This window comes from Epibacterium sp. ABZ3_068, assembly GCF_056159265.1.
The window spans coordinates 251,473-274,000 of record NZ_JBSWUV010000001.1 but is presented as its reverse complement, the minus strand read 5'-3'; the positions used below and the strand labels follow the sequence as shown (position 1 = coordinate 274,000).

Sequence of the window (22,528 nt, the reverse complement as noted above, 5' to 3'; positions counted from 1 at the left end):
AAAACGCAGAACGAGCTTCGGCTGTCAACCGAGGGGGCCAGGATCTGCGCTTGCAAGACTTCGTTGTTAGCTGCATTGCCCCCCAGAAAGGTGGCCCATTGCGTCCGGCACAGGCCACATATCTTCGAAATGAGTCGTTCCTGCACTATCTGTCGGGGTTGAAATGGCTTAGTTTTCGGGGCAAGGAAACAGAAAAACGGTTGCGCAACCAAATGTCTATTCACGTCAACCCTGAAATCCTCGTTTGGGCGCGTCAGTCCGCTGGGTTTGGCGTGGAAGAGGCGGCCCACAAGGCGGGCTTCACAAACTCCTCGAAGAGTTCAGCGGCGGAAAAGTTGGCTGCATTGGAGGCGGGTGAGAAACAACCGACTCGGAATCAATTGGTCAAATTCGCCAGTGTCTACAAACGCCCGTTGATCACTTTCTATTTGGCAGAACCACCAAAGACAGGACAACGTGGTCAAGACTTCCGCCAAACACCGGACGCCCGCGGGGAGCGTGACAATGGTATGTTGGACGCGCTTTTACGGGATGTGAAGGCCAGACAGGAATTGATCCGCGACATTCTTTTGGATGAAGAAGATTTTGAAGCGCCCAACTATGTTGGATCAGCCCAGATGGAATTTGGCGTGAGCAAGGTTGTCCAGTTGATCGCCGATACTTTGGCCTTCGATCACACAGATATAAGTTTGCGGAAGGGTGATCCAAGCGCCTTGTTTGGCCGATTACGGATGGCCGCCGAAGATGCTGGCGTCTTTGTCCTTGTGCTTGGCGACTTGGGGTCACATCATACCCAGATCGGGGCCGATGTCTTCCGTGGGTTTGCTATCGCTGATCAAGTCGCGCCTTTCGTAGTTATCAACGCGAAAGATGCTCGCCCAGCACGTGCATTTACTTTAATCCACGAATTGGCCCACGTCTGGCTCGGCCAAACTGGTGTCAGCGGCAATATCTCCACAGACACACCAAAAAGCGAAACTGCCAAAATTGAGCGTTTCTGCAATGACGTTGCGGGCGAATTCCTTTTGCCGGAAGGTCACTTCCGAAAGGCGGCTTTCCAATTTGAACCCAATGACACTGAAGCCGCGCGGGCTTGCATTGATCTTGTCGCAGGCCGCTGGTCCGTCAGTGAACCAATGGTTGCATATCGGTTCCAACGGACTGGAGAATTGTCAGAGGGTGCCTACCAAACATTGCGTCAGGAATATCACCAGCGTTGGTTGGCCAATGTCAAAAGGGAAAAGGCCAAACAGAAGGAAGCTAACGGCGGCCCGTCCGGCTATGTGATCAAATACTATAACTTGGGTCACGCTTTGGTGGATGTGGTTCACCGCAACTACTTAGAACGCAACTTGACCCACACCAATGCAGCAAGGTTGCTTGGGGCCAAAGCCATTTCTGTCCCCGGCTTCCTTGACTTTGTTGAAAGCGCCAAGCGCAAGCGGCTTCAAGGAAACGGTAGCCAGGCATGATGTATTTACTGGATGCCAACACTCTGATGGAAGCCCACGACACTTTCTACCCCGTGGATAGGATCAAGCCATTTTGGGACTGGGTTCATGCACAAGCTGAAGCCGGGGTGATCAAGATGCCGCTGGAAGTCCATGGCGAATTCACCGGAGATGGACTTCACGTTCAGTGGATCAACGATCTTGATGTGAAGGCCGCTTTGGTTCTGGATGAAGCCGCCGACCCCGCGCTGGTCCAACAAGTCATTGACATCGGCTATCAAGGGACAGACCCCGCCTTTGACGACATCCAGCACACAAAGTATGGACAAGATCCGTTCCTTGCCGCTTATGCGCTTGTAGACCCAGCGGGCCGAACGGTCGTCACACGGGAAAAATCAAAGCGTAGCAGGCGCCTTGGTGCAACAAAGCTGCCGGATGCTTGTGATGATTTGGGCGTGAACTGGATCAATGACTTCCGGCTATATCGTGATCTTAACTTTACTGTGACTTGATTAACTGGGAAAATTAGTGGGCTTCTCGCCAAGGAAAGCCGACATTGGTACTGATTGCGGCGAAAGTCTGCTCCCCGCCCGATTGTGTTGAAAAACTCGAGCGAACTCAAAGCTGCCTGATTTTTCAGAACGCCTGTTTTCTCCAGTGAGAATAGCGCTCCGCTCGCGGGATGAATTCGGCCCCAACAGAATAAAATTCTGGATCAGCGCCTGCGAACGCGGACCCAAGGACTTTTTCAACACAATCCGCCGCTGATGCAGGTGGTCACGCTGCTATTCGCAACTCTGCGCCCTTCTGTTTCATTCCAGCTTTGCAATGTTCAGGCGCGTCCCAGGGCAAGAACTTTCGGTAGTCGATGACCGGAGAGGCTTTTCGGGCGAACAACTGGGTTAACTCGTCGAACAGCCATACCAGGTATTTATAAGGATCATATCCGTTTAGCTTGCAGGTCTCGATAAGGGAGGAAAATACAGCCCAGGTTTGCCCGCCTTCTTCACTTCCCATGAAATAGACATTCTTTCGAAGCATCTGCACCGGCTTGAACTGTCGCTCGACGGCGTTTGTATCTAACTCCATGCGTCCATTATCAAGGAAACGGGTCAAGCTTTCTCGGCGACTAAGCACGTAGTTGATCGCAGTGTTCAGTGCGGAGCCGGTTGAAATGCTCGATTGGATCTCTTCCATCCGTCGCAACAGCTTTTCGACCACCGGCTTGCAGTGTTTTTGGCGATGGCTTCGACGCCCCTCAGGGCTCCATCCCCAGGTTTCACCATCGTATTTGTACACCAAGTTGATCAGCTCGATAATTTCAGCAGCGGATGCAGACCCTACTTTGCCATCCTTAGTTGTATCGTAGTATTTGATGAAGTTCCGACGGGCATGCGTCCAGCAACCAACGCTGACAATATTTGCCACGGCTGAGCCGACTCTTCCAAAGCGTCCATAGCCCCCATATGCATCGTGATGAACGATGAGAGATCGACCAGCAAAAAGATCATGTATATGGGACATGGCCCGCGAATTTCGGGTGACATAAATTGTTGCAGGCGGATCGTTTCCGCCAAATGGCCGGTCGTCGCGATGAACGGCGTACATATAGGCCGTGCCTGTTTTGCCTTTTCCCTGCCTTAGGATTGGGATGGGCGTTTCATCAACGAAGACTCGACGGCTGTCGCCAAGGATAGACTCCATCAGGGCATGATAAACACCCATGATAGCTTCAGCTGTCTTGTTGGCTTGGCGCATTAAGGTCGAACGATAAGTGATCCATCCCGCATAACGGAGCATGGTTTCAATTCGGTACCAGGGTAGGCCCCACGCAAATCGTTGAGTGACGTGATAGGCCAATACGCTGCTGTCCATATTCGTGCCGGGCAAGAGTGTCGGCTCAAACGGCATCGTTTTCATCCGCTCTTCGCCATCAGCGTCGTAAAGGCAACGAAGCTTTGGGACCTCGGTCACTTCAACCCAGTAATAGGCAGGTCGAACTTTTCGCCTTCTTTGAGTGTAAAAGGATCTTATTCCGCCGCCACATCCGCATGGACACGTCAAAGGACCTTTATATTCGACATCGACATGATCCAAACCACTCCAATCAGTTGGTCCCCGGCCGGTGCTGTCTTTGGTGGGTTTGTCCGGAGAATTCGCAGCGTAGTTTTTGCTACCCTTTTTGATTTGGCCTTGAGTGTTCTGGTTCGAAGATGATTTGGTCGTTTGTTCTTTGGCCTCTTCTTCTTCCTCTGCGCTCAAAGGATCAAAAGTGTCTGCACTATTTGTCCAGAGATCATGAACAAGACCGGCGATCCGTTCGTCTTTTGCTTTCACCTCGGATTGCAGCTTTTTGAGGGTCTGTTCGAGGAACTTAATACGCGCCGAGCTGCGCAACGCCTCTTTGCGATCGGCTTCTAGCTTTGAGCCAAGGGCGTCACAAAGACTGCATGCCGACGATATGTCACCCGCTTGGAGAGCTCTGCTCAGCTCAGCATGTATGTCGATTGCCGTGGCCATTTCTGGATGTTCATCCCCGTCATGCGCCAGGGTACTAGGCGCAGATCTATCAGTCGCGTCCTAAGGATCGGGCGCGTTTTCGCTTGATTTTCGAAAGTGATGATGGGATGAAAGGGGAAGAGATCGTGCACCAAAACGATTTTCCGAGGTCTGCTGGGTTCCGACACCCGCAGGCCTCTTTCAATTCAATACCATCGCAAGCATGTTCAGGTCATGGTATCGACCTCGCTATCTGTGATCGTGTCGGGAAATACCTCCTGAACGGGACGGTTTAGTTTCCTCGCGATGGCGGTCTCAATTCGAGCGGATCGATTTCGCCGTTGAGAGACGTAAGATACAGCAGCTGGGGAAACACCCAAGTCCGAACTGATTTCAGAAAGCGACGAGCCCACGAGCCGGAGCATACATTTTAGTTTTTCATGCCGACGCAATTCCGATCTCATGATTTGTGTCTGCTTTCTTCGCTTAAAGTCTTAACTAGCGGCACAAAAGCACTTGCGAATCGGTCAGTCAATAAGTGGAATTCTCCTAACGTCCTGATTTAAATGACGAAGTATGCATCAAAAGTGCAACTCTGCGACCAGCCCCTTTGATAACGTTGCCTTTTTTAGAGACTGGGATTCTTTCATATAATTTCTATTTTCTTAAGGTATGCCGAATTCTTCGTCTTTTTCAGCCTGGGCCTACGTCGGACCAATTCAAGGACTTCCGGATTTTCCGTCTTGTACTTAGTCAACAAACCAAAACCAGACTTTCCTCAAATGATACACAGATGACCGCGATGCGGGACAAAGCCGTCGCTCCCGTCGCCGGGGACAATGGCTGCAGGCCGCCGTATTGCGAACCTTCGTCCTAATAGCAGATCACCGGGGTCGTTCATGCTCGCCGGGCGGAAAAAAAAGTTCGCTGCAGACAACCAACCACAAACTTTGCGCCATTGAATCAGACGTTCAAATTGGAGGTCTGCCGATCTATTGAAAACGAGACACCGACCCTTGGAAAGTTGCCAGCGGGCTGGAATGACAGTTTTTGGGGCAGTATAAGGCTTGTCTCTTTCTATACCCTTGGCAGACATATCTAATGCTTTTGCGGTTGAAATATCTAAGTGTGTCAACAAGCTGGCACTTACTTACACCTTAGATGTGTTCCACAATGTGAAGAGGGCCGGAGAAAGCTGCAATCAGCCGGTAAATGTCGTGCGGAATGTGAAGCTGTAGCTGCCGGGCGCCAGGGCTTTGGGAGCACGCGGCACACGGGCTCTTTTTACCGCGGCTACTGCCGCTTGATCTACCTTTGCGTTGCCGGAGCTTCGGGTAATAGAAACGGTCATCAAACGCCCCTGGGTTGAGACCGTTAGGTGTAGCCGTACTGTCCCCTCCCCGCCACCGCGGGGCGGGCGTTTCTGCCGCTCGATCCGCGAGATGATTGCTGCACCCCAGCGGTTCCTGAGACTGGCAGCGCGGCTTGTATCTCCGGCGGTGGCCGCATCTGCGCCGCCATCGACCTTGGCCTGTTGACGGCTGCGGCCGGCAGCTTGCTCTTGCATACTTTCCGTTGAAGGTGCGGGGGATGGGGCGGGTGCCGCTGCAGCGGGCGGAGGTGGTGGAGGCGACGGTGATACTTGCCGCGCAGGTGCTGTGTCCGCGGCGGGTGCAGCGGCAAGCACAGGCGAACTGACAGCTGCCGGAGCGTGCGGAGCAGAAGGCGCAGCCGGAGTGGCAGCCTGCACAGGCTCCTGCGGTGGGTCGGCTGGGGCCTTGGCAGGAGCTGGCGTGTGGATCTCCGGCGGACGGGTCCAGTCAGAGACCTGCTGCGCCAGCGCCTCGGAGGCGGCCGCCAGTGTCACTTGCCCGCTGCCGCTGCTGCCGAAGCCAGCTGCCCTTGTGCCGCCCTCGCGCATTGTCAGAAACGGCAAGGCGTGCAGCCCAGCGGCGGCGGCCAGGCAGGCGGGGAACAAGGCGCGCCGGGTCAAGAGCCTGTACCTGTCAGGCTGACAGCCTTGATGCCTGTGTCGCGCAACCGGGAGATCAGCGCCGCAACCTCGCGGGCAGGCACCCCGGCATCGGCGCGCAGTGTGAGGACCTCAAGTTCTGCGGCCTGCGCCGCAACAGCGGCCAGGGCGTCCCCACCTTCAGCCCCGGAGAAATGCAGCTGGCCGTCTGCGGCCATGAACAGCACCGCCTCCGGCGTCGGAGGTTCACCACTTTCCAGCTCCGGCGGGGTCACCGCAAAGGGCGCGCGTGGCGCGATTTGTGAGGACAGAAGGAAGAAGATCAGCAGCAGGAACACCACATTGATCATCGGCAGGATTGGCTCGCCTGCTTGCCGCTTCTTGGGTGTTGAGAAATTCATGCCGCTCACTCCATCACCACCAGGCCGGTGAAGCCGGCTCCGGACAGCAGACCAGCCGCATCCATCAGCTGCTGCAACGAGGCGCTGGCGTCCGGTTGCAGGATGATCGCATCCGATTTCTTGTGGGTCAGCGCGGTCAACCTCTCCGCTAGGGCATTTTCCTCCACTGGAACCCCGTTCAGCCGCAGCCCTTCGGCGGTCACCAGAACCAAGCGTGGCGGCCCCTGATAGGCGCTGCCCGCGCGGCCCATGGACAATGGCACCTCCCGGTCGCGGCCGAATTGCGAGGCGAGCATGAAGAACACCAGCAGAAGAAACACCACGTCGATCATCGGCGCGAGGCTGAGGCGCCTTTTCGCGCGCGGTGTTCCAAAGGCCAGTGTCATTCTGCGGCGTGCCGCAGTGCCGGGCGGTCGGCTGCCGCGGTGAACACACGGGTGGCGGCGTCCTCCATTGCGGCTTGCTCACGCTCAGCCAGCCCCTCGATCCAGGAGGCAAGAGCCGAGGCCGGGATTGCCACCGCCATGCCTGCCGCCGTGGTCAACAGCGCCTCCCAGATGCCGCCGGCCAGCACCGAAGGGTCAGCGCCGCTGCCGCTTTCCTGCAGGGCCTGGAACGCGCCGATCATCCCCAGCACGGTGCCAAGGAGCCCGACCAGAGGCGCTATGGCTGCAATCAGCTCCAGCGGGCGCAGGCCGCGGCGAAGGCCCGCCAGCTCTGCCTTGGCAATGCGGGTGGTCTCTTTTTCCGCCGTCTCCGGGCTGAACTCAGGTGTCAGAAGCGCCAGCATCGCGGATTGCGCCACCCTGTCCAGCGGCGTGCGGCCTGCGCTGTTGGGCGGGGTGCCCTCCGCACGCCATTGATCGAGCCACGCTTCAGCCTGCGGTTTGCGCCAGACGCCGGCCTGCGCAAACCCGATCACCCGCCAGAAGAACAGCGCCAGGGTCAGCACCGACAGCGCCGCGATCACCCACAGGGCGGGGCCGCCGCGGGCCATGAAATCGAGGAGAGGGGCAAGGGACATCGCAGCCTCCGTCAGTGGCCCGGGTTTTCCGGGTCGGTTTGCTCAGTTCCGCGGTCGAAGCGCTCGGCGTAAGCCTCGGTCAGCGGGTTCGGACCATGCAGCACCCGCCATTGCCGGATGCCGTTGCGCCAGCCGGCCCGGCCCTCGCGGGTGCCGGGCTCTTCGGCATCTTCAGCAGGGGTTTCCGTCTTCAGTAGCTCCCAGACCGCCTGCTTGCCCTGGCAGTATGCTTCGGCGCCCCAAGTGCTCAGCATTTCCTGGAACGCGTCAAAGGCGGCGCAGTTGAAGACCTTGTCCTCGCCCAGGCGGCCTATCACCGGGTTCTCAGGATGGACGCCGCAGCAGGGCACCCAGCCTTCGGGGATGGGCGTGTTGGCGGAATGGGTGCGCTCGGCACGCAGCAGTTTGGGCAGCACATGGGTATGCGGACCCTCAGGGGATTTGCCGCCGGTGTCGGGGCCACCGATCTTCTGATAAACCTCAACTCGTCCGAGACGGGTTAGCAGCACCCGATGCGGATGGTGCTTTAGGATCGCACCCATTGCCGGGTTGCCGTGCTCAAACAGCGAGCGGCCGGCGTTTTCGTTCAGAACTTCCAGCAGTTCCGGGGCGGCGGTGCGGATGCAGAAATCCGCCTGGTACTGTCCCAGCCCCATGTCGAACAACTGGGCGCCGCGGTCTTCGTCGCGCAGCGCATCTTCGTCGGAGCCAAGCGCGGTCAGCGCACCGCGCTGGTTCATCGCGGCGTCGTCATGCGGCAAGCACAGCGACACGGCTTGCGTCCAACGGTGCGGCCTTGGACTGAGTGTCTCATAGGCGACCGGGCGCACGCCTTCTAGGGTGTCGATGCGCACGCCGCCGCGGGAGGTTACCTGCATAAGCCCGGCATGTTCCTGCGGCGCCGGATCACCATAGACATGGTGGAATTCGGCAATGGCGCCAAAAGACCCCATGTTCCAGCCGCAATCTTCTTGCATCAGCGCATCTTTCAGCACCTGTTGAAGCTCAGGCATGTGCTGCCTTCCTGTTGGTTGATTTCCATTCCAAGGCGCCCAAATGGACAGCCTGGTAAACGGCTTTGCCTATGGCTTCGCCGGTAGCGGTATGCAGCCCGGCATAGGGAGTTGCACCAGCCGGTGCCGCCACCGCGACACAGTCAGTTCCGGTACCGGTCGCGATGCCGCCATGCAGGGCGATGCCCGCCTCCATCACTGCGGCGGTGCGGGCCTGAACCGCTATTCCCATTGCCTCGATCAGCGCGGCCTGGGTCAGTCCTTCGGAGAGGCGCAGGGCGACATTGATGGTGCCCCAGTTGCGGCTGGCGTAGTCCATCCGGCTGCCGACCCGTTCAGCATTGGACAAGCCGACAGTGGCCACCGCATAAGCGCTGATGCCTTCTACAGTGGCTGAGGCCTCGCAATAGCGGCGCACATCCCGCGAGGTAAGGAAGGCCACGGCATCCTCGCTGCCCCTATGCGCCAGTTCACCTGCGAACCACTCGGTGACATCCAGATCACGCGGCAGGTCGCTGTTGCGGACTTCGCGCCACAGGATGCGGCGGGCGGTGACAAGACCGGGACGGTTCACAGCCCAGCTCAGCACCTGCATTTCGGCGCCAAGGTCAAACACGATCCAGGGGCGATCCAGGGTGACAGATCCCATCACAGCACCTGCAGCGGCTGGAACACCGGCCCTTGCGCCGTCTGCTCATGCCAGACCGAGATGCCAAAGGCGCGGGCCATGAGGTCGGGCGTCAGCACTTCGGCGGGCGGCCCGTCGGCGAGGATGCTGCCGTCGGCCAGCAGGATCAGCCGGGTACAGTGGCGCGCCGCCAGCCCCAGGTCATGCAGCGAGACCAGCGCCGTACGCCCCTCGGCTACGAGGGCGGCAAAGACCTCCATGGTAGAAATCTGATGCGCCGGATCAAGCCCGGCGGCGGGTTCATCGGCCATCAACAGCGGCGTGTCCTGCGCCAGGGCACGGGCAATCAGAGCGCGGGCCTGCTCGCCGCCCGACAGGCGCGACGCCGCCCGCTCGCGAAACAGCTCCAGTCCCATGCGGGCGATGGCCTGTTCCACCAGCGCTTGATCGCGGGGCGGCAGCCGCAGCCCCTGCGGCAGATGCGGCAGGCGGCCAAGGGCCACCAGCCGCTCCACCGGGATCGGCCAGGCGATTTCGCGCGATTGCGGCATCCAGGCGACCGTGCGGGCGCGCTCTGCCGCGCTCATCTCTGCTAGCGAGCTGTGCCCCTGCGCCGGGATCAGCCCCAGCGCCGCGCGCATCAGGCTACTTTTGCCCGCGCCGTTTGGCCCCAGCAGGCCGACAAACTCCCCCTCCCGGATGGTGAAGGACACATCGCGCAGCACCGGGCGGTTACGCAAGGTGACGGAGAGGTTCCGGACCGAAAGCACGCTCATGCCAGCCCCTTTCGGGTCTTGTAGATCAGATGCAGGAACAGCGGCGCGCCAACCAGGGCGGTGACCACGCCCAGTTTCAGGTCGCGCGACGGCAGGATGATCCGCACGGCAATATCCGCCAGTTGCAACATGATGGCACCGCCAAGCGCCGAGGCCCACAACAGCCGCGAGGGTTGGCCGCCCACCAGCGGGCGCAGAATATGCGGCACCACCAGACCGATGAAGCCGATCGCTCCGGCCACAGCGGTCGCACCGCCGACGATACCGGCGGTTCCGATCACCAGCAGCAACCGCATCCGGTTCAGGTTCATCCCCATGGTCTGCGCCGCGTCCTCGCCCAGGGTCAGCGCATCAAGGCCCCGCGCAAGCGCCAGCAGGATTGCCGCCCCCGTCAACGCAAAGGGCAGCACCAGCCAGACATGCAGCATCGAACGATCCGCCAGCGAGCCCATCATCCAGAACACGATCTCATTGGCGGCAAAGGGATTGGGCGACAGGTTCAGCACCAGCGACGTGAGCGCCGCCGCGATCGCCGAGATCGCGATCCCCGCCAGGATCAGCGTCAGCGAGTCTCCCTGCGGTCCGGCCAGCGCCATCACCAGAAACACCCCCGCCAAAGCTCCGGCAAGCGCCGCCAGTGGCAGGCCCAGGGTCAGGCTCGCCGCCAGCCCGGCATTGATCGCCAGCACCGCCCCCAGCGCCGCCGAGGAGGACACGCCGATCAATCCCGGCTCTGCCAGCGGGTTGCGCAGATAGCCCTGCATGGCCGCCCCCGCCAGCCCAAGCCCGCCGCCGATGATCACTGCCAGCAAGGCGCGCGGTAGCCGGATTTCCCGCATCACAAGGGTCAGCGGTCCGTAGCCGTCATCAAACAGCGCTGCCAGGCTCTCGGTCGCGCGCACATCCGCCGGTCCCACCGTGAGCGACAGCAGGAACAGCACCAGCATCGTGACGCTGAGGGCGATCATCAGACGGGTCATTTGCGGTCCTCCTGCGCCACAAACAGGCGGCGCTCTGCAGCGAGGGCCTCGACCGCGCGCAAGACATGCGGGGTGCCGCAGACCCAATCCGCGTCGCGGATCTGTCCGGCACCGCTGCGGGCGGCCAGATGGCGCACCACCGGATGCGCGAGATTTTCCTCGCTGCGCGAGGCGCGCGGATAGGGGGATGTTGCGACCAGGAGATCCGGCGCCGACATCGCCAGCACTTCCAGCGGCATGTGGCCGGAGCCACCAAAGCCCAGCTCATCCGCGATATTGCGCAGCCCCGCCGCCCGCAGAATCTGGCCTGCCAGGGTGCGGCTGCCGGAGGTGAACCCATTGGCGGCATAAAGCGCGGCGCGCGGGCGTTCGCCTTCGGCCCCCTGCAACAAGGCAAGCCGCTTGTCATAGTCGGCCAGCAGATCGCGGGCAGCTTCCTCGCGGTCCAGGACTTTGCCCATTTTCAGGATCCGCTCCCGCACATCCTGTAGCGAATCCGCAGGCTGGAACACCACCACCGGCACGCCAAGGCGTTGCAGCATATCCGTGGTCGCCCGGGTCGAAAACGCACCCGCCAGCACCAGGTCAGGCTTCAACAGATAGATCTCCTCGGCCAGACCGTGGTTGGCGGGATAGGCCATGGCCGCGTCCGCCATGGCCGAGGCGCGTGTGTCCTGCGCGATGTAGGAGACCGAGGCAAGCTGGCCGGGCGCCGCAAGCAGCATCGCCAGCTGGTCAGTGCAGAGGTTCATCGACACCACGCGCGATGGCCCGGCAAAAGTACCGGTGGCGGCCCATAGAAGAGCAAGGATTATGCCGGGCAGTTTGCGCATGGATCAGAACGAGGCCCGTACGCCGATATAGGCGGCGCGGCCGCGTTTGGCGTAGCCCCAGACGTCCGCGTAGTCCTCGTCGAACAGGTTGGTGACACGCCCGGTCAGCACCACGTTATCCGTCAGCTCATACTGAGCAGCCACATCAACGGTGGTGTAATCCGGCAGCTCAGCGGTGGCAAAGGAGCCAAAGAACTGACTGTCCCAATTGCCTGCCACATGCCGGATGTCCGTGGTGACAGAGCCGCGGCCGTTGAAAGTATCCAGTGTGGCACTCAGTAGAAGCTCGTGCTCCGGGCGGCGGATCTCAACCGAGCCATTGGGGTTGGTGGCGTCCAGATAAGTGTAGGACAGGCGCAGATCGAGGTATTCGCTGGCTTCCAGGCTTGCAGCCAGCTCAACCCCCTTGCGATCACTGTCACCGGCTTGGTTGCGGTAGGAGAACGTGGTTGCGTTCACCATGTAGCTCTCGATCTCGCCTGTCAGCGTCTCGTCGAAATAGGTCACATCAACCAGGCCGCGCCCTTGAAGGAACGGCACCTCAATCCCGAAATCGAAGCTGCGGTTTTCCTCCGGCTGCAAGTTCGGATTGCCGAGGTAGGTGGTGGAGCCGAAGGTGCTGTTGGCAAACAGCTCAAAGTAAGAGGGGTTCACAACACCGGTGCCAGCCGAGCTGTGCAGGCGCACGCCGCTGCCAGCAAACGTGTAGGAAGCACTGGCGGTCCAGCTGGTGGCGTCTTCGAATACGCTGTTGCTGTCGTGGCGCACCCCGAGCTGCAGGTCCAGGCCGTTGGCAAAGCTGCCGCGGTATTCCAGGGCAATCGAATTGGTTTCGCGCGCAAAGGCCGGGTTGGAACTGCTGGAGTCCTCTTCCCATTCCAGCATTGCGTTCAGAAGATGGTCTGCTTGATCAGCCTGCTGCCCGTCCAGGCCGAAGCTCAGCAGGTACTTTGCTGCTTCAGTCTTGGTCTCGGTCGGGGTACCGCCATTGAAGGACCGGTCAAAGTCAGTGCGTTCGATTGACAGGCGGTGTTTTAGGCGGCCGCCTAATGTGTCCAGTTCAGCATAGACCTGAGCCAGCTGCTCATCCCGGTCACTGAATTGCGTCGGATCATCCACGACATAGCTGGCCGCGTCCGTTGCGGTGAATGAGGTGCTGTCGCTGTCATAGCGTTCATCCGAAGTGCGGAAGTTGAAGCCAATCTTCAGCCGGTCGGTGACCAGGTAGTCACCTTTCAATTGCAGTGTATTGCGGCGGATGCCGTCTTCTTCACCGCCATCGCCCGAGGTGTCATAGCCGTCGTCATTGTCATGGGCGAAGCTGAAGGCGATACCGCCGCGCTCGGTCCGCGACGAAACCCGGGCCGAGGCCCGGTAGCCGTCAGAGCCTGCTTCCGCGCTGCCGCCGTATTCCGTGCCGATGCCGCCGGACTTGGTGATGATGTTGATCACACCGGCCGAGGCGTTGGAGCCGTAGAACACCGACTGCGGGCCGCGCAGAACCTCGATCCGCTCGATATTGGCAGTGTCCAGGCCGGAAAGAATGTACTCGCTGTCACCGCCCGAGGCTTCGACGCCGTCGATCAGGATCAGAGTGTGATTGGCTTCGGCACCGCGGATGCGGACCTGGGTAAAACTGTCGCCGGAGCCGTTCACCATCAGGCCGGGGACCGAACGCAGCGCGTCCTGGACGGTGGTGGTCCCGCGATCTTCGATTTCTTCGCTGGTCAGGACTGAGACTGAGCGGCCGTATTTTTGGGCCTCGACCGGCGTAAAGCCGCCGGAGACGATGATCTCTCCCAGATCGGTGACCTCGTCATCCTGGGCGGTCGCGATTACAGGGGCGGCGGCCAGGGCCGCGGCTAGGGACAGGCTTGCCTTGCGCATATTCCATTCCTCCCGGCCCGCGCAGCAAGCACAGGCCAAGCGGCTGCCCATGCCGGGCAGCATGTTCATAATTCTGGTCTTTGGAAGGCAATGCCCCCGCAGACGGTGAAAACTGCCACCACTACGGAAGGTCCGTTATCTTCGGCGCGCCCCGCACCGCGATAGGGTGATCATCCTGGCAGGTCTCCTGACTTGCGGGTCGAGGCTTTGCTGCGCCTTCCCGCCCCTTGGGGCAGTGGCATACCGCAGCATTGCTCTCCGCTCACAGTTGCGGGGGCAGTCACGGATTCGGCGCCTGTTGGCTACACCTCACCGTGTTCCCTTTTAACCGGATGGTCTCCCAGCCGGACCAGAATGGCCAGGACTTAGGCAAACTGAACTTAATCTGTCAAGCGCCAAAGTCTAGTGAGACGGCTTAGAGAGGGCGCCAAAAGGCGTCATCGCGAGAAACTGATTTCGTTAAACTGTTAAAACTGAATACTACTTCGGGAAATGGAGGACTGATGCGGTTAGGCTCAAAGTCCTTACTCGGAAGCAAAGGTGCATACGTATCTCGCAGTATATGATTGAAGCAGATGAACTGCATGCCAGACTCACTGCCGGCGGTGAACCTCAATCAGTGCATCTACCGCAGAACAGCTGCTTTGGTCCTGCGGCACTGTGGCTTCTTCGATGCTGAGGAACGTCTGAAATGGCTCGGTCAGGCTGATCCATTGCGTCGACTAGTGCCGACCTTGGAAACGCAACTTTCCTCGCATAGCTGCCGCTGAGATCAGGCGCAGCATTCGGTAGAATTGGGCTCAAACCGGATCTTCGCCGCAATCTGCGCCAAGGTCTGCATTGTAAATTTAGATTGCCACCGGCTTCCGAACATGCCGAGGAACGACGCGCTGCCAATCCAAGCCTTCAAACAGGGCCTCGAATTGGGAACGGTTGATAGTGATAACGCCATCTGACATTCGCGGCCAAACAAAACCGGCGCCTTCAATTCGTTTGTAGGTCATGACGAGACCTGTCCCATCCCAAACAAGAATTTTCATACGATCGGACCGTTTCGCGCGAAATATGAAGATGGCGCCGCTGAATGGGTCCAGTTCAAATTCATTCAGAACGATTGCCGCTAGCCCGTCCATTCCTTTGCGAAAATCAACGGGCTTGGAAGCGAGGTAGAGTTTGAAGTTTCCGGAAGGCGAGATCATGAGAGCGTTTGGATTACTTGCAGTAAGTCGGACACCGGGTAGGAGGCAGGTAGCGAAATCTCTAGCTGGTCGCTGCGCAAAATGATCTCAGATGTGTCTATTGAATCTTCTGAATCCTCTCGAATCAGAATTTCTGCGAACGTTTTTTCTTCGCGTACTTCAGTTTTGCAGCCCTTGGACCGTCGGACATCAGAACGCCATTTGTAGATGAGTGACTGCGAAACTTTGCAAGTCTTCATGACTTCACGTACTGACAGCTCGCCGTTCTTTAGCCCGCTGTCTACGAACCTTTTGAAACTTGGCGGCCAAACGCGGCGCCCTCCGGCGTGAACCTCGATTTTGAAACCGTAGACTTCGAAAGACTGTCCTGACTGATCCATGCCGCGACCTCATTTGTTTTGAGGCATTATTGCATAACACTGGTAGCGTTGTGGGAGCTGTTTCGGGCCCTGGATACAACGCTTACATTCTGCATGGGCTTTCCTGGCGCGATGTAGTGCCAACCAACGCCAGTGTCCTGGCACCATCGCAGCACAGCATGAGATGTCATTTCCGTTCCGTTGTCGCTGACGATCATGTCGGGCTGACCGCGTCGGCGGATCAGTTCATCCAGTTCTCGGGTCATGCGTGAACCCGACAGCGAGCGATCCACGACCGTAGCCAGTGCTTCTCGGGTGCAGTCATCCACGATGCACAGCACGCGGAACCGTTGGCCGTCTGCGAAGGCATCTGACACGAAGTCCAACGACCAGCGCTGGTTTGCCCGTTCAGGCACCAGGATCGGCCTGCGCGTGCCCAGAGCCCGCTTACGAGAACGCCTGCGCCGCACGGCCAGCCCTTCCTCGCGGTAGAGCCGGAACAGTTTCTTGTGGTTCACCTCAAAACCCTCTCTGGCCAACAGGATGCCCAAACGGCGATATCCGAACCGACGGCGCTCGTTCGCCAGTTCACGCAGTCGTTTGCGCAGGGCGTCATCGCCCTGATCCTGCTTCTCATATTGAAAAACAGACCGATGCAGGCCCGCCAATTCGCACGCCCGACGCTCAGACAGGCCGTGCCGATCCATCACGTCCGACACGGCCCTGCGCTTCACATCAGGCGTCAGTAGTTTTTTGTCGCGAGGTCTTTCAAGGCCGCATTGTCCAGCATCGTATCTGCCAACATCCGCTTCAGACGATTGTTCTCGTCTTCCAGCGCTCTCAGTTTCTTCGCATCGGACACGTTCATGCCGCCAAATCTGGCTTTGTATTTGTAAAACGTTGCATCGCTGATGCCGTACTTCCGGCACAGCTCTTGGGCTTTCACACCGGCTTCGTATTCTTTGATCATCCCAATGATCTGTTCGTCTGAAAATCTGCGTTTCATAGTCCATCCTTTGCTTGGACGGATTACTAACACCTCAGTGGCCGGAATTCAGGGGGCTGGGTCAGTATCAATTCGCACGGGGGATGGGGTGGCACGTCCCCTTCGAACGCGCGGAAGGTGAGTGCCCAAGATCTTATTTGTCACCCAAGCACATATCTTGCATTGTTCCTTCAGCCCCATCTTCTGCAAGGATGAGGCTGCTGACTGAGAGGCCAGCGCGTTGGCCTTTTCTCAACTCAGATCACCGCCTATGGAAACGATCTTTCAGAGCGCAGTCGTTTCCGTCTGGCTTCTTCTTCCTCACGCGCCAGTTCGGGGTGGTAGATGTAGTGGTCGCGAACATGCAACCAGGTTTGCACGACTACTGCGGTAACGGTCAGTACTGCGACGGACAAAATAGCCTCTCCCCACATCCCAGTGTAATCCAAGAATGCGGATACGATTGACGGAGCCGTCAGATCACCGTTTCCCCAAGCGAGGTTTGTGCCACCGATCAACATAAGCGATGCCAACATGTTGGCTAGAGACTTCGCATTCGCTTCTCGGCGTTCATATTTTGCCCACTCTGTGCGATAGTAATCCATCAAAAAGGCATTCTCATCCTTCAGAGCGCGTTTCAGCACGGCACCTGCTTGCACTTCATCCGATGGCTGATCTGCAAAGGTAGTAAAGCTTTTGAAGACCGCTACCAGACAGTGGAACAGCGCCGGTAAAAAGAAGGCAGCAACAAAGCAGTAGCCTGCAATGAACGTGGCGACCCATGCAAAATTGACCGGAATGACGTCCGCGCGAACAATGGAGATAAGCCCCTCGCCGGGATAGGTCAGGAGCGCAAGATCAAGCGATAACACCAAGCACAGCAAACGCCCGGCCCAAGTGATTTCCCAAACCCGGTCAATAATGCTGGGCATCCCGAAACGCGGTGTTTTGTCGTCTTCAGATGCGTTGTCGATTGTCATGATACTCTGCCTCTAGAAAATTTTGATGCTCTGCCACAAATCCCAGCGCATTTTGTGCAGCCTTGGTCTTGCCGTCGTTGCCGGGCTCAGCGACCTCGGCCAGAAATGCCGTCGGTGGCGGAATTTAACTGCTCTTTAGTATGTCGAAAGTTTTCTTCGATCAAAGATAAAGAGCTATCGCCCATATCAAGAGAGGAAACGTCAAGACCTCTTCTCGGATACCTATGCGGAAATCACGCAATAAACGTGTCGGTGTCGACCGGTTACTCTATAGCCTTCGCGACCTGGTGGAACGTTGCTTCAACAAGCTGAAGAATGCCCTCCTTGTCGCAAAATGGTATGACAAGACAGCTGCAAGCTACCTCGGCTTCATCGACATCACATCAACCCGCCTGTGGCTGCGTCACTTGTCAAAATGATTTAGGTACCGACTGCTCTCGCAAATGATTTTTGAGCTATCCTCCTTCCCCCCCGAAATTCTGGCACTGACGTAAGCTAAGATTTGTTGTCCGCTTATCCTTGACGAGAAGGAGATCAGGGAAGTCGAAACGAAAGAACCACAGCCCTTAATCCAAAGTGCAAGAAAGCTCTCGAGATTGACGAAGAGTAAGCCAAGTAGCCAGTACGTCCGGTTACCTGTTGCCCCAGTCCCCTGAAATCGGGACACGGAGGTGTTCGTGATCCGTTGAAGTGGCTCAGAAAGCTGGACAGTTGGCTAAGGTGCATCCTAAACCTTTGAAGCGATACGAAAATGGAGAAGCGCCAGAAGTTTACAGATCAGTTTAAGGCCGAGGTGGCGTAGGAAGCGCTGCGGGCCGATAAGATCGGCATGGTGTTTCAGAATATGGCGCTGCTGCCGCACCAACTGCAGTTTTTTTGAGTGTTAGGTTAATCGAAGGCTGATTAAGGCGGGCAAGATTAAATTAAATGTGATCGCGTTGGATTTGCGCGAATATGTGTAGGCCCGAAAGGAGATTGCTCAGTCTGGTAGTATCTACGCAAAGTTTCTGTTAGCAACTTAATAAGTTCAGCTGGATCGAGTGCGTCGGAGAACTTGGGTACCTCGCGATGCAAAAAATTAGAGATTTTTTTTCTCTATGGCGTCAACCTCACATACTTGATCATGGCGGTAGGAAGCTAGGGTCAGGACTCATAGCCAATAGATAACGAGTGCTGCGAGGGCGATTGCGGACAGGAAGACCTTCGGGCACCTGTCGTATCGGATTGCCACACGCCGCCAATCCTTCAACCTTCCGAACATGATCTCGATCCGGTTGCGCCGTTTGTAGCGACGCTTGTCGTATTTCACCGGTTTCTTCCGCTGCTTCCGGCCAGGGATGCAAGCTCGTATCCCTTTGTCTTGCAACGCTTCTCGGAACCAGTCGGCGTCATAACCGCGATCCCCAAGCAGCCAATTAACCTTCGGAAGGCTTCTGAGCAATGCCCGCGCGCCGATATAATCGCTGACCTGTCCTGCCGTGACGAACAGATTGAGAGGGCGTCCTTGACTGTCGCGGATGGCGTGCAGTTTGGTATTCATGCCGCCCTTGGTCCGGCCGATCAGGCGTCCACGCCCCCCTTTTTCGCGGCCATACTGGTCGCCGTTCGGTGGGCCTTCAAGTACGTGGCGTCGATCATGACGGTCTTTTCTTCGACGTGCTCGGCAGCCAGACCCGCCATCATCCGGGCAAAAACACCCTTATCACTCCACCGCTTCCAGCGGTTGTACAACGTCTTGTGCGGCCCATAGACAGTGGGGGCGTCGCGCCAACGCAAGCCATTGCGATTAATAAAGATAATACCGCTCAGCACGCGCCTATCATCAACACGTGGCTTGCCGTGGGACTTAGGAAAGAAGGGCTCAAGACGCGCCATCTGCGCATCCGTCAGCCAGAATAGATCAGACATGTTCACCGCTCGATTTTCGACCCGTGAATCACGTAGCCAAGCGGAAATCAATGGGTCCAGACCCTAGGTGTATTTGCTGGACAAAGCCTACCAAGACTGAAGAAATGAATTGAAGAGGTGGGGTGAAGAACAATTCAATCCCTTCCAAATGCCAAATGGGGTGATCCTCTGGGTATATTTCCCTAGGGTCAACATACGAAAAGTGGAAGTCGTCCGAGTATTCGCATAGAATTTGGCTCAGCTTGAGTTCTCGGTTCCATTTTTCCCATTCTTCATTGAAGCTTTCATCCCCTATCTGGCCTGACTGATGCAACATCTTGGATGCCACAAACTGAGCGTTCGTGGCCAAACCATGTTTCATTGAGTAAATTTGACGATCCAAACCCAAACTCAATATCGTAGTGAAAAAATCACTGACACTTTGTAGATTCGTAGCATTCGCAAGTGGATGCATCGAAAGCCATTGCGAACCAAAACCAATAAGCGGAGTCTGTGACAAACTTGACAGGTTTTCTGTAGAGGAGCGAACCAAATCGAGGTGCGTTTCAGCGTTCCTTGCTAAGCGAAAGTTTGGGAACTCCTTCTCAAGAACCAGGTCTTGACTCGCGGTTATTGATGGATCGATCTTTCCAGACAGTGCGTACAAGGCCGACATTTGTACTTCGTGAGGGGAAAAGCCCACCTCGTTATCGAGGCTTACGAAATCTCGAACTGTATCGAAGCAACTACCGAATATGTCATCTCTAAACTCTTCCACGCGTTTCCTGAAACCAGGGAGGTCGCCAAACGCTCGAAGTAGTGTTAGTTCTTTTGCAAAGGCATGAACTTCAGCTAGTGCCATACAGTTCCAGTCTCTGCCCGGTTTGAAAACCTTCTCAGACTTCGGCAGCGATGTGACCCAAGGGCGGGAACGTGGTATATCGCATCTTTCGGCCAACCAATTGAATACGTCATTGAGAAGGCCGACAAGTTGCCCAACAGTTAGGTCCGGAAAATTCCTGGCGGGGTTGTGGTCAAAAAGAATGTCAAGCAATAAGAATATATTATCGATCGCATCAATAATGCCTCGAGGGTAGGAAAAGTCTGATAGCTGTCCGCCTCGGGTTGCTATCAAGTATTCAAAGAAGTCCCCAGACTTAAAGATGTGTTCTGGAATAGTCGCAGACCAACTGGAGATGGCGCCCGCGGCCTATTCCCGCTTGGATCCGAGACCGTCATTGTCGACGCCTCATACGTCTCGTTCAATTTTAAGGTACGACATGTACTAGGTCGGCTATATTTCCCTTGGCCGCCATCGGCGCTCATGCAGCGAAGGCGTTTTTCCCCAGAAAGTGATCATGCCTCATACGCCCGTGTCGTTGCGCGCCCTCTGTATGGGCATCGTACGATTGTTGCGCACACAATTAGAAAAGCCGCCATCATTCAGCAACGTCCTTGGTGTTTCAGCGACTTGGGAATGGAATAGTCTTGAGCAGACTACTTTGCGATCATCGCTTGGATGGAGAACTTGTTGGCAGAGCAATATACTTTGTAGGTCACGCGTGTTGGACCTGCATATGGCTCTCAAGGAGCGCATTTTGCTTAGCTTCAACACCCCATTACAAATATCTCTCTCACAAATGTTTCGCTTGCTCCGAGCTGGGGTGCTCTGTGACGCTGCCCTGAGTGAACGCATTGATCGTTTTCCTCAAAACACTTGTCAAAACCAAAGCGGCGAGTTACCCGAGTTTTATTAAATTTATTAATTGAACAGGTATTGGTATGAAATTTGGCTATTTTTCTCGCACGTCCATCTATTTAGGGGCGCTTGTTTGTGGAGCGTTCTCCCCAGTACACTCTAACGCAGGATTATTGGATAAGCTTGTTGGTGGAAGTGCGCCATGTGAGATCACTGACGAGACCTGCGTGATCGACTTGTATTCTGAGGCGATCATCGAGCGCGCGCAAGAGGACGATGATCAAGCCATATATGCGGCGCGCGCGTTCGCCCGTCAGTCCGCGCAATGGCGTGAAGCGACAGTGGAGAACGTCCTTTCGGAGGTAAATCTCGCCGGAGGCAAGGATGCGTTTCAGGAGGCCTATGAAGCAGAGGTGCGCTTGATTGAGGCCGAGAGCCATCTCTCCTATGAGGGTATTGAACGCGCCGTTTATGATGCGGTTTGGCCGAAGTCTATGGAGTGGTCGACATTCATCACCAAAGCGGTGCTTTCGGTTTTGAATGACTCCCCAGATGCTAAAAAATTGCACAGTCTGTGGATGCAAGATCAGGCTTTTTTTGAAGAATATGCCAGCAACGCGAGCGTCGAGATCATGGTGTGGGGGTTGACCCACCATCCTGAAGAAACGATCTCTTTCCTTAACTCCGACCATGCAAACGATAACGTCGCAAAGCGTGGATTGAGAGGTTTCGTGGATGCCATTACGTTGAGATGTTCCGAAGGTAAATGGGAGCACCATCAGGCCCTGCGGGAAAGCCACAAGGCCTTCAAAGCAACTCAGAAATACACTGCAAATGGTGTGTTTTTGCCATATGTAGACGATGCTTATCTGGCAATCTATTGTGACAGCCAAGCAGAAGCCGATGCTGCATTTGAAGCGTTGGAGACTGTTGTGAATGATTTGCTTGCCTCGCAAGAACCGTCTTTTGAAACGGGTTTGGTATATGACGGTTTGGAGGAAGTATCACGTTACTACGCAGTGAAGCTCAGTCGCGAAGGGGAGGAAGAGGCTGCCCTCGACATTTTGAAGCGTGGAGCCTCGCGCGGTTGGACCGTGGCATCTGGATACGATGGGGACAAGCTGGTCGAATTCACTGTTTGGGACATTTTGGTGCAGGACAAGCTCCCGGAGCTCAGGCCAAATGCCATCGACTTTATGAAGCAGCAGCTCGACGCGTTCAAAAAGATGGAAGACGAACAGGTGCTATATGGCGGCAGCTCGGAAGAGCGCCTTGCGTATTTTCAAGAGGTGTTCGACCCACAGTTCGAGATTTGTTGCATTGAAGAAGATCACCTTGAGGACATGTTAGAACTCGTTGAGAAGGCCGCCCCAAATCGAGATGTGCATGATCTGTCTGCCAAACTTCTTGCTCTGATGGAGCGGTATGAACAACGCCGAGACGAACCTCTGAGTACAAGGGCCGAAGCAGAGTTGAGCTTGGCCGTGATCGAACGCCGCAAAGGGTGCATTCATCAACAGAAGACAGTTGAGAGGCTTTTCTCCAGCGCTGTGGACGTGGAGTACCCTAAAGAGCGCGCTCAGGCGCTGGCCAATTTTCTAAACTATATGAATGTCCAGCCCTCAGAAAAAACAGCGAGTGCCTGCCTGTTTGAATAGCAGAAATGTTACTCTTGGCGTTGCGCCGCTGCGCAAATATCTGGAAGGATGGTGCAAGTTTAACGACGGTAACACCGAAGGTGGCATGGCTGTGGGCATCGGCGCACATAAGAATGTCTGACGTCAGCGCCTATCTTCAAACACGTCCGTCACGCCTTCTAGAAGCTGATCTTTCCATTGCTTGATCTGATTGGGATGGAGCTCGAACTGGGTCGCCAGCTCGCTCATTGTCTTGTCGCCCTTCAAAGCTGCCAATGCGACTTTCGCCTTCGGCCAGAAAACAACGCGCGGATTCTC

General features: G+C 56.8%; 19 protein-coding genes, 3 pseudogenes and 1 riboswitch. Of the genes and pseudogenes, 4 read left to right on the top strand and 18 right to left on the bottom strand.

Going from position 1 to position 22,528, the window contains the following annotated elements; all coding sequences use genetic code 11:
* Positions 1–212: 212 nt before the first annotated feature.
* Positions 213–1,472, top strand: a complete 1,260-nt coding sequence (locus ACXAEW_RS01375) for an ImmA/IrrE family metallo-endopeptidase (RefSeq protein WP_474939603.1) — start codon at positions 213–215, stop codon at positions 1,470–1,472.
* On the top strand, positions 1,469–1,963 hold the full coding sequence (locus tag ACXAEW_RS01370) for a DUF4411 family protein (protein ID WP_474939602.1): 495 nt from the start codon (positions 1,469–1,471) through the stop codon (positions 1,961–1,963). The genes ACXAEW_RS01375 and ACXAEW_RS01370 overlap by 4 nt, the downstream gene beginning before the upstream one ends.
* Before the next feature lie 265 nt (positions 1,964–2,228).
* On the opposite strand, the gene tnpC is transcribed toward ACXAEW_RS01370, so the two are convergent.
* From tnpC to ACXAEW_RS01295, 15 genes and pseudogenes are all read right to left on the bottom strand, one after another.
* A complete protein-coding gene (gene tnpC, locus ACXAEW_RS01365; protein WP_474939601.1) occupies positions 2,229–3,971 on the bottom strand; it encodes an IS66 family transposase in 1,743 nt (580 codons plus the stop codon).
* Between the two features lie 206 nt (positions 3,972–4,177).
* Positions 4,178–4,414 carry a helix-turn-helix domain-containing protein gene (locus tag ACXAEW_RS01360; protein ID WP_474939600.1) on the bottom strand — a complete coding sequence of 79 codons (237 nt, stop codon included), beginning with the start codon at positions 4,412–4,414 and terminating at the stop codon, positions 4,178–4,180.
* 737 nt (positions 4,415–5,151) lie between these two features.
* The gene (locus ACXAEW_RS01355; protein ID WP_474939599.1) at positions 5,152–5,943 is read right to left on the bottom strand and encodes a TonB family protein; all 792 of its coding nucleotides are present in this window, start codon (positions 5,941–5,943) and stop codon (positions 5,152–5,154) included.
* Positions 5,940–6,323 carry a biopolymer transporter ExbD gene (locus ACXAEW_RS01350; protein WP_474939598.1) on the bottom strand — a complete coding sequence of 128 codons (384 nt, stop codon included), beginning with the start codon at positions 6,321–6,323 and terminating at the stop codon, positions 5,940–5,942. Before ACXAEW_RS01350 ends, ACXAEW_RS01355 begins: the two co-directional genes overlap by 4 nt.
* A 5-nt stretch (positions 6,324–6,328) precedes the next feature.
* On the bottom strand, positions 6,329–6,709 hold the full coding sequence (locus ACXAEW_RS01345; protein WP_474939597.1) for an ExbD/TolR family protein: 381 nt from the start codon (positions 6,707–6,709) through the stop codon (positions 6,329–6,331).
* On the bottom strand, positions 6,706–7,347 hold the full coding sequence (locus tag ACXAEW_RS01340) for a MotA/TolQ/ExbB proton channel family protein (RefSeq protein WP_474939596.1): 642 nt from the start codon (positions 7,345–7,347) through the stop codon (positions 6,706–6,708). Before ACXAEW_RS01340 ends, ACXAEW_RS01345 begins: the two co-directional genes overlap by 4 nt.
* Positions 7,348–7,358: 11 nt before the next feature.
* The gene (locus ACXAEW_RS01335) at positions 7,359–8,360 is read right to left on the bottom strand and encodes a DUF6925 family protein (protein WP_474939595.1); all 1,002 of its coding nucleotides are present in this window, start codon (positions 8,358–8,360) and stop codon (positions 7,359–7,361) included.
* A complete protein-coding gene (locus ACXAEW_RS01330) occupies positions 8,353–9,009 on the bottom strand; it encodes an adenosylcobinamide amidohydrolase (RefSeq protein ID WP_474939594.1) in 657 nt (218 codons plus the stop codon). Before ACXAEW_RS01330 ends, ACXAEW_RS01335 begins: the two co-directional genes overlap by 8 nt.
* Positions 9,009–9,764: an ABC transporter ATP-binding protein gene (locus tag ACXAEW_RS01325; RefSeq protein WP_474939593.1), complete on the bottom strand. Its 756-nt coding sequence runs from the start codon at positions 9,762–9,764 to the stop codon at positions 9,009–9,011. Before ACXAEW_RS01325 ends, ACXAEW_RS01330 begins: the two co-directional genes overlap by 1 nt.
* Positions 9,761–10,744 (bottom strand): FecCD family ABC transporter permease, encoded by a 984-nt coding sequence (locus tag ACXAEW_RS01320; protein WP_474939592.1) that lies wholly within the window; start codon positions 10,742–10,744, stop codon positions 9,761–9,763. Before ACXAEW_RS01320 ends, ACXAEW_RS01325 begins: the two co-directional genes overlap by 4 nt.
* Positions 10,741–11,577, bottom strand: a complete 837-nt coding sequence (locus ACXAEW_RS01315) for an ABC transporter substrate-binding protein (RefSeq protein ID WP_474939591.1) — start codon at positions 11,575–11,577, stop codon at positions 10,741–10,743. Before ACXAEW_RS01315 ends, ACXAEW_RS01320 begins: the two co-directional genes overlap by 4 nt.
* A 3-nt stretch (positions 11,578–11,580) precedes the next feature.
* Positions 11,581–13,533, bottom strand: coding sequence for a TonB-dependent receptor plug domain-containing protein (locus ACXAEW_RS01310; RefSeq protein WP_474939590.1), 1,953 nt, complete (start codon positions 13,531–13,533; stop codon positions 11,581–11,583).
* Positions 13,534–13,624: 91 nt separating this feature from the next.
* Positions 13,625–13,833, bottom strand: a riboswitch (cobalamin riboswitch).
* A 479-nt stretch (positions 13,834–14,312) separates the two neighbouring features.
* Positions 14,313–14,663 (bottom strand): IS66 family insertion sequence element accessory protein TnpB, encoded by a 351-nt coding sequence (gene tnpB, locus ACXAEW_RS01305; RefSeq protein ID WP_474939589.1) that lies wholly within the window; start codon positions 14,661–14,663, stop codon positions 14,313–14,315.
* 421 nt (positions 14,664–15,084) lie between these two features.
* A pseudogene (locus ACXAEW_RS01300) lies at positions 15,085–16,028 on the bottom strand (IS3 family transposase); the annotation flags it as partial.
* A 248-nt stretch (positions 16,029–16,276) separates the two neighbouring features.
* Positions 16,277–16,987 (bottom strand): hypothetical protein, encoded by a 711-nt coding sequence (locus ACXAEW_RS01295; protein WP_474939588.1) that lies wholly within the window; start codon positions 16,985–16,987, stop codon positions 16,277–16,279.
* A gap of 218 nt (positions 16,988–17,205) precedes the next feature.
* On the opposite strand from ACXAEW_RS01295, the pseudogene ACXAEW_RS01290 reads away from it, so the two are divergent.
* Positions 17,206–17,406: pseudogene (locus ACXAEW_RS01290) on the top strand (IS5/IS1182 family transposase); the annotation flags it as partial.
* Positions 17,407–18,137: 731 nt separating this feature from the next.
* Here ACXAEW_RS01290 and ACXAEW_RS01285 read toward each other — a convergent pair.
* Together ACXAEW_RS01285 and ACXAEW_RS01280 are read right to left on the bottom strand one after the other, a co-directional pair.
* Positions 18,138–18,895, bottom strand: a protein-coding gene (locus ACXAEW_RS01285) for an IS5 family transposase (protein ID WP_474939587.1) whose coding sequence is annotated in 2 segments (ribosomal slippage) — positions 18,138–18,571 and positions 18,571–18,895 — 759 coding nt in all. Because the reading frame shifts where the segments join, the coding sequence is not laid out codon by codon here.
* 28 nt (positions 18,896–18,923) lie between these two features.
* On the bottom strand, positions 18,924–19,736 hold the full coding sequence (locus ACXAEW_RS01280; RefSeq protein ID WP_474939586.1) for a hypothetical protein: 813 nt from the start codon (positions 19,734–19,736) through the stop codon (positions 18,924–18,926).
* A gap of 920 nt (positions 19,737–20,656) precedes the next feature.
* On the opposite strand from ACXAEW_RS01280, the gene ACXAEW_RS01275 reads away from it, so the two are divergent.
* The gene (locus tag ACXAEW_RS01275; RefSeq protein ID WP_474939585.1) at positions 20,657–22,231 is read left to right on the top strand and encodes a hypothetical protein; all 1,575 of its coding nucleotides are present in this window, start codon (positions 20,657–20,659) and stop codon (positions 22,229–22,231) included.
* 135 nt (positions 22,232–22,366) lie between these two features.
* On the opposite strand, the pseudogene ACXAEW_RS01270 reads toward ACXAEW_RS01275, so the two are convergent.
* A pseudogene (locus ACXAEW_RS01270) lies at positions 22,367–22,501 on the bottom strand (transposase); the annotation flags it as partial.
* Positions 22,502–22,528: the final 27 nt, after the last annotated feature.